This is a genomic window from Streptomyces sp. NPDC057654 (genome assembly GCF_042800135.1).
In the GTDB taxonomy this organism is placed as follows: domain Bacteria; phylum Actinomycetota; class Actinomycetes; order Streptomycetales; family Streptomycetaceae; genus Streptomyces.
This window is the reverse complement of record NZ_JBHVHQ010000404.1, coordinates 1-7,463: the sequence shown is the minus strand read 5'-3', so window position 1 is coordinate 7,463 and position 7,463 is coordinate 1. Positions and strand designations below refer to the sequence as shown.

6 protein-coding genes are annotated in these 7,463 nt (G+C 72.1%); 3 read left to right on the top strand and 3 right to left on the bottom strand.

Annotation, left to right across the window (positions count from 1 at the left end; all coding sequences use genetic code 11):
* Position 1: 1 nt before the first annotated feature.
* Genes ACFU99_RS25935 through ACFU99_RS25925 form a run of 3 tightly spaced genes read right to left on the bottom strand, consistent with a single transcriptional unit; the run spans position 2 to position 2,492 of the window.
* Complete coding sequence (locus ACFU99_RS25935; protein ID WP_384396024.1) at positions 2 to 1,036, bottom strand: acyltransferase domain-containing protein; 1,035 nt, start codon at positions 1,034 to 1,036, stop codon at positions 2 to 4.
* The gene (gene dapC, locus ACFU99_RS25930) at positions 1,033 to 2,118 is read right to left on the bottom strand and encodes a succinyldiaminopimelate transaminase (RefSeq protein WP_384396021.1); all 1,086 of its coding nucleotides are present in this window, start codon (positions 2,116 to 2,118) and stop codon (positions 1,033 to 1,035) included. Before dapC ends, ACFU99_RS25935 begins: the two co-directional genes overlap by 4 nt.
* Entirely contained in the window at positions 2,115 to 2,492 is a 378-nt protein-coding gene (locus ACFU99_RS25925; RefSeq protein WP_384396019.1) for a PPOX class F420-dependent oxidoreductase, read from the bottom strand. The genes dapC and ACFU99_RS25925 overlap by 4 nt, the downstream gene beginning before the upstream one ends.
* Positions 2,493 to 2,664: 172 nt before the next feature.
* Between ACFU99_RS25925 and ACFU99_RS25920 the strand changes: the two genes are divergently transcribed.
* The 3 genes from ACFU99_RS25920 (at position 2,665) to otr(A) (ending at position 7,461) form a co-directional block, all read left to right on the top strand.
* The gene (locus ACFU99_RS25920; RefSeq protein ID WP_384396016.1) at positions 2,665 to 4,182 is read left to right on the top strand and encodes an FAD-dependent monooxygenase; all 1,518 of its coding nucleotides are present in this window, start codon (positions 2,665 to 2,667) and stop codon (positions 4,180 to 4,182) included.
* A gap of 98 nt (positions 4,183 to 4,280) precedes the next feature.
* Positions 4,281 to 5,315, top strand: a complete 1,035-nt coding sequence (locus ACFU99_RS25915; RefSeq protein WP_384396013.1) for a methyltransferase — start codon at positions 4,281 to 4,283, stop codon at positions 5,313 to 5,315.
* Between the two features lie 166 nt (positions 5,316 to 5,481).
* Entirely contained in the window at positions 5,482 to 7,461 is a 1,980-nt protein-coding gene (gene otr(A) / locus ACFU99_RS25910; protein WP_384396010.1) for a tetracycline resistance ribosomal protection protein Otr(A), read from the top strand.
* Positions 7,462 to 7,463 lie beyond the last annotated feature (2 nt).

Here is a 7,463-nt window from a genome sequence, read left to right as displayed (position 1 = left end):
GTCAGGGAATGTCGTATCCCTCGTTCCGCAGTTCATCCTTCGCCGCCGCCAGGGCCGCCCGGTCCGCGTCGGGGCCGCTCGGCCGGGCCGGGAGCAGGGCGACGACCCGGCTGTGCCCGCGGCGTACGGCCGTGTGCCGGCGGGCCACGGCGGCCAGCCCCTGTCCGGGACCGGCCTCCACGAGGACCCGGCCGCCGGTCTCCAGCAGCGCGCCGAGGGCGGACCAGAACCACACCGGGTCCACGGGCTGGCGCGCCCAGAACTCCGGGCTCGTGGCCTGTTCGGCGGTGAGCGGGGCCGCTGTGTAGCCGGAGTAGACGGGGGTGGCGGGCGGGCGCCGGGGCACGGCGGCGAGGAGGCGCTCGGCGCCCTTGGCGTACGGTGCGAGCGCGGGGCTGTGGAACGCGGACAGCGCGGGCACCGGACGGAAGACGAGGCCGTCGGCGCGCAACCGCTCGCCGACGGCGCGCAGTTCGTCGCCGGGGCCCGAAAGGATCGTCTGGCCGGGCGCGTTGACCGCGCCGACCGCCACCTGCCCGCCGAGGTAGGGGGCCAGCCGTTCGGGGGTGGCCGCGACCGCGAGCATGCCGCCCGGCGGGGAGTCGGCCAGCCGCACCACCCGGTCCAGCACCACGCGGGCCGCGTCGCGCACCGGGAACACCCCGGCGAGCGCGGCGGCGGCCAGTTCGCCGATGCTGTGCCCGAGCAGCGCCACCGGGCGGACGCCCCAGCTCATGACCAGCCGGCCGAGCGCGAAGTCGACGGCGAACAGCAGCGGCTGGGAGCGCAGCACATGATCCAGCGGCACCTCGGGCCGGTCGGCCGCCAGCCAGTCCGCGCGCATCATCGCGCCGTGCCGGCCCATCGCGTCGAGCACCTCGTCGAACGCCTCGGCGAACACCGGCTCGTGCGGATGGAGGCCGGCGGCCATGGCCCGGTGCTGGGAGCCCTGGCCGGGCAGCAGCAGCGCCACCGGCCGGGGCGCGCCGGGTGCGGGCCGCGGACTGCCGGTGTCCGCCGCCGCGGCCGTCGTCATGAGAGCCGGCCGGCGGCCGCGGCGATCCGCTCGTCGGTCGCGGTGAAGGCGATCCGGACGTGGCGTTCGCCGGCCGTGCCGTAGAACGTGCCGGGGGCGACGAGGATGCCCCGTTCGGCCAGGTCCTTGACGGTCGTCCAGCACGGTTCGTCGCGGGTCGCCCACAGGAACAGGCCGCCCTCGGAGTGCTCGATCGTGAACCCGGCGGACCGCAGCGCCCCGCTCAGCACGTCCCGGCGGCGCGCGTAGCGGGCGCGCTGCTCGTCCACGTGCGTGTCGTCGTCCAGGGCGGCGGTCATGGCGGCCTGGACGGGGCCGGGCACGGCGTGTCCGGCGTGCTTGCGCACCGACAGAAGCCGCCGTACGAGGTGGGGGTCGCCGACGCAGAACCCGGCGCGGTACCCGGCGAGGTTGGAGCGCTTGGAGAGCGAGTACACGGCGAGCAGCCCGTCGTGACTGTCGCCGCACACGCGCGGGTCGAGGAGGGACGGCGGGCGCCGGTCCCAGCCGTACTCGATGTAGCACTCGTCGTCGGCCAGCACCGTGCCGCGCTCCCTGGCCCAGGCCACGAGCTCCCGCAGTTCGGCGACGGTGAGGATTCTGCCGTCGGGGTTGGACGGCGAGTTGAGCCAGACGACCTTGGGGCGCTCCGCGGCCCCGGCGAGGTCGAGGGGCGAGTCGACGGGCCGGGAGTCGGCTCCGGCGAGGCGGGCGCTGACGTCGAAGGTGGGGAAGGCCAGCCGGGGGAAGGCGACGAGGTCGCCGGGGCCGGTTCCGAGCATCGTCGGGAGCCAGGCGATGAGTTCCTTGGTGCCGACGGCGGGCAGTACGGCGGTGGGGTCGACCCGCACGCCGTGCCGGCGGCGCAGCCATCCGGCGACCGCGGCGCGCAGTTCGGGCGTGCCCTCGGTCGGCGGGTAGCCGGGGGCGTCGGCGGCGCGCGCCAGGGCCTCGCGGACGGGGCCGGGGGTGGGGTCGACCGGTTCGCCCATGGCCAGGTTGACGATCCCGTCGGGGTGTTCGGCGGCACGTTTGCGGTGCGGCAGAATCACCTCCCAGGGGAATTCGGGCATGTCCTTCATTTCTTCTCCTCGATTCCCCAGGCGATGACGCGGCGGGGGTGTATGCGGATCATTTCGTCGGCGCAGTGCGGGCGGCGCTCCCGGCCGCCGGTGTCCAGGGCCTCGGCGATTCCGTGGATGACGACGGCCCGTACGACTTCGGGGTCCCGGCTGGGAATGTCGTCGACGACGAAGGAGACCCGGCCGTCCGCCCGGACATTCCTGAACTTGCGGCTCTCTCCCATGCCGCGGCCGGTGATCTCGATGGTGCCGCGCTCCGCGTCGACCTCGAACGAGACGGGGACGTTGTGCGGCTCGCCGCTCGCCCCGACCGTCGCGAGCCGACCGTAGCCCTGCTGGCGCAGGTAGGCGATCTGCTGTGCGCTGAACGGCATTTCACGCCCTCTTATCCGTAGGGGACCCCGACACGGTAGGCAGTGTTCCTAGAGCGCCCGTCCAGGCGTGGGGCGGGGAAAAGCGGGGGAAAGCGCCTGGACGTCGGCTCTAAGTCGCGCTGCCAGCATGCTCGGCACGATCACTCGTTTTCGGAACTCGAAAGAGGCATGGATGCGATACGACGTGGATGTGGTGGTGGCCGGGGCCGGGCCCACCGGTCTGATGCTCGCCGCGGAACTGCGGCTGGCCGGCGCCCGCGTTCTGGTGGTGGAGCGGCTGGCGGAGCCGGTCGATTTCTCCAAGGCCCTCGGGATGCACTCGCGCAGCGTCGAGATCCTCGAAATGCGCGGCCAGGCCCAGGACTTCCTGGACGGCGCCTCGACGCTGAAGGGCGGCAACTTCGCGAGCCTCGGCGTGCCGCTCCAGTTCGGCGACTTCGACACCCGGCACCCGTACGTCCTGTTCATCCCCCAGGTCCGCACCGAGCAGCTGCTCACCCGGCGCGTCCTGGAGCTGGGCGGCGAGCTGCGGCGCGGGCACGCGCTGACGGCGCTGGCGCAGGACGAGGAGTCGGTCACCGTCCAGATCACCGGCCCCGACGGCCCGTACGAGGTCCGCAGCCGCTATCTGGTGGGGTGCGACGGCGGCGGCAGCACGGTGCGCAAGCTCCTCGGCGTCGATTTCCCCGGCCAGGAGCCGCACATGTTCGCGGTGATCGCGGACGCGAAGTTCAGCGAGGAGATGCCGCGGGGCGAGGGCATGGGGCCGATGCGCCCGTACGGGGTGATGCGGCCCGATCTGCGGGCCTGGTTCGCGGCGTTCCCGCTGGAGCCCGACGTCTACCGCGCGACGATCGCGTTCTTCGACCGGCCGTACGCGGACCGGCGCGCCCCGATCACCGAGGAGGACGTGCGGGCCGCGCTGCGCGAGGTCGCCGGGAGCGATCTGGGGATGCACGACGTGCGGTGGCTCTCGCGGCTGACGGACACCTCGCGGCAGGCCGAGCGGTACCGCTCGGGCCGGGTGCTGCTGGCCGGGGACGCCTGTCACATCCATCTGCCGGCCGGCGGGCAGGGGCTGAACCTGGGGTTCCAGGACGCGTTCAACCTCGGCTGGAAGCTGGGCGCGGTGGTCGCGGGCACGGCGCCGGAGGGGCTGCTCGACACGTACGAGGCGGAGCGCTACCCGGTCGCGCAGGGCGTGCTGCGCAATACGCGCGCGCAGGCGGTGCTCATCGACCCGGATCCGCGGTACGAGGGGCTGCGGGAGCTGATGATCGAGCTGCTGCGTCTGCCGGAGACGAACCGGTATCTGGCGGGGCTGATCTCCGCGCTGGATCTGCGCTACGACATTCCGGGCGAGCATCCGCTCGTCGGGCGGCGTGTCCCCGATCTGACGCTGGCGACGGCGGAGGGCGAGCGGCGGCTGGGCGAGTACTTCCACGCCGGGCGCGGCGTGCTGCTGACGCTTCCCTCCGCGCCGGACGCGGCCGATCTCGTCACGGGCTGGAAGGGCCGGGTGGACGTGGTGGCCGCGACGGGCGTGCAGGGGCCGTACGCCCCCGACCCCGAGGTGTCCGCGCTGCTGATGCGCCCGGACGGCTACGTCTGCTGGGCCGGACCGGCGGCGGGGGGCCAGGAGGGGCTGGTGGAGGCCCTGCACACGTGGTTCGGCGCGCCGGCGGAGTAGTTCTCGGCACGGCCCCGCGCAAGTCCCCGCATATCGGCGTTCGGTCTCCCCTTCCCCGGCCGAGCGTTCACTCCCAGCCAAGATGATCAAGGAGAGCCATGTCCGCGTCACAGCTCGCGCCGGTCGCCCAGGCCCGCTCGATCCTTCAGCTCAACACCGCCTACCACCAGGCGAAGGTGTTGCACACCGCCGTCGAACTGGGCCTGTTCGACCTGCTGGCGTCCGGTCCCGCGACGGTCGAGGAGGTGAAGAAGGGGCTGGGCATCGCCCACCCCCTGGCACAGGAGTTCCTGGACGCCCTCGCGGCCCTCGGCCTGCTGGAGGCGGACGGCGACCGGTTCGCCAACAGCGGGGCCGCGACCGCGTTCCTGGTCCCCGGCTCCCCCTCCTACCTGGGCGGCAGCGTCCTCCAGCACGCCCGCAAGCACTACCGGGTGTGGGGCGAGCTGACGACGGCGCTGCGTGAGGGCCGCGCCGAGTCCGGGGCCGAGGCGCACGGGCCCGAGGCGTATCCGAAGCACTACGCGGACCCGGACCGGGCGCGGCAGGCGATGGCTCATTTCGACACGTTCAGCTCCTTCACCGCCGACGAGCTGGCCCGCCGCGTCGACTGGCGGCCGTACACGTCCTTCGTGGACATCGGCGGGGCCCGCGGCCAGCTGGCGTCGCGGATCGCGCTGGCCCATCCGCATCTGTCCGGGGCGGTCTTCGACCTGCCGCCCCTGGAGCCGCTCTTCGACGAGCTGGCGGCGGCGCGCGGCGTGGCCGACCGGCTGCGGTTCTACGGCGGCGACTTCCTGCGCGACCCGCTGCCGGAGGCGGACGTGGTCGTCACCGGGCATGTGCTGCCGGACTGGCCGGACGAGCAGCGGCAGGAGCTGCTGCGCCGCATCCACGGCGCGCTGCGGCCGGGCGGGGCGCTGATGATCTACGACCTGATGGCCGACCCGGAGTCCGAGTCCGTGCACGACGTGCTCCAGCGGCTGAACCACGGGCTGATCCGCGGCGACAGCTCGTCCTGCACGCTGGCCGAGTGCCACGCGTCCGTCGCGGAGGCGGGGTTCGAGGTGACCCGTACGGAGCAGCTCGACAATCTTCTCGGGGACTGGCTGATTGTCGCCACAAAGCGCTGACGAGGGATAACCGCTCTTGCTACCGTGACGCGACCGCCGGAGGCGACACGTTCGGGCCACCGGTGACCAGTTCGGCGAATGGAGAGCAAGGACATCATGCGGCAGGCGACCGAGATTTCGACGGAAGAAGACCGAATGGCCACATATCAGACAGCGAAGAGCATTCATGAAGAAGCTGAACCTGGGGATTCTCGCCCACGTTGACGCCGGCAAGACCAGTCTCACCGAACGCCTCCTGCACCGGACCGGCGTCATCCACACGGTGGGCAGCGTCGACAAGGGGACCACACAGACCGACTCCATGGAGCTGGAGCGGCAGCGGGGGATCACGATCCGCTCGGCCGTCGCCTCCTTCGTCCTCGACGACCTCAAAGTCAATCTGATCGACACTCCGGGCCACTCCGACTTCATCTCCGAGGTGGAGCGGGCGCTCAGGGTGCTCGACGGCGCCGTACTGGTGGTATCGGCGGTGGAAGGGGTACAGCCGCAGACCCGCATCCTGATGCGGACGTTGCAGAAGCTGGCGATCCCCACCCTGCTGTTCGTCAACAAGGTCGACCGCCGCGGCGCGCGGTACCAAGGACTGCTCGACGACATCGGCAAGAAGCTGACCCCGCACGCCGTCGCGATGTCCTGTGTGGAGGACATCGGGACCCGAGGGGCGCGCAGCCGTGCCCGCACGGTGGAGGACGAGGAGTTCGCCGCGTATCTGGCGGAGGCCCTCTCCGAGGACAGCGACGCGTTCCTCGCGGCCTATCTCGACGACGACCGGCGGCTGACGCAGAAGGAGTACGACGCGGAGCTGGCCCTCCAGACCGGGCGCGGCCGGATCCATCCGGTGTTCTTCGGCTCCGCCGTGACGGGCGAGGGCATCGACGAACTGCTGCACGGCGTGCAGGTCCTCCTGCCGTCCGTGCACGCCGACGCGGACGCGCCGCTCAGCGGCACCGTCTTCAAGGTCGACCGGGGGGCTCGCGGCGAGAAGCTCACCTATCTGCGGCTGCGGTCCGGCTCCCTCGGCACCCGCGACCAGGTGACGTTCCACCGCACCGACCACTCCGGCCTCGTCACCGAACACCCGGTGAAGATCACTTCGCTCCAGGTCTTCGAGCACGGCTCCACGACCGTGGAGGCGCGGGCGACGGCCGGGGACATCGCGAAGATCTGGGGGCTCAAGGAGGCGCGCGTCGGCGACCGGCTCGGCCCCGACGACGAGCAGGGGCCGCGGAACTTCTTCGCGCCGCCCAGCCTGGAGACCGTCGTCAGATCCGAGCGGCCGGGGGAGGCGGCGCGGCTGCACGCGGCGCTCCAGGCGCTGAGCGAGCAGGACCCGCATATCGAACTGCGGCAGGACCAGTACGCCGACGGCGCTGTGCTGCGGCTCTACGGAGAGGTGCAGAAGGAGATCATCCGGACCACGCTGGAGGAGGTGTACGGCGTCGCGGCGTACTTCGAGCAGACCCGGACCGTCCATATCGAGAAGCCCGTCGGGGCGGGCTCCTGGCTGGAGGAGCTCGACACCCGCACGCGCAACTACTTCTGGGCGACGGTGGGGCTGCGGGTGGAGCCCGCGCAGCCGGGCGCGGGAGTCGTCTTCCAACTCGGCGTGGAGCTGGGGTCGCTGCCGCGGGCCTTCCACACCGCCATCGAGGAGACCGTGCACACGACGCTGGACCACGGGCTGTACGGCTGGCAGGTGACGGACATCGCCGTCACGCTGACGCACTCCGGCTTCGCGAGTCCGGTGAGCGCGGCGGACGACTTCCGCAAGGTCACGCCGCTGGTGCTGATGACGGCGCTGAGGGAGGCCGGGACGCAGGTGTACGAGCCGGTGAGCGGCTTCGACATGGAGCTGCCGCCGGACAGCCTGAGTCCGGTGCTGGCGAAACTGTCGGAGCTGGGCGCGCATCCGCAGCCGCCCACGGCACGGGAGGACGGCTACCGGCTGACCGGGAGCATGGAGTCGAGCAAGGTCCACGAATTCGAGCAGCAGGTGCCCGGACTCACCCAGGGAGAAGGCGTGTTCCTCTCCGAATTCCAGGGCTATCAGCCCGTTCAGGGGCGTTTCCCGTCGCGGCCGCGGCCCGGGGGCGCGAATCCGCTGAACCGCGACGAGTACATCCTGCACACGGTGAAGCGCCTCTGACG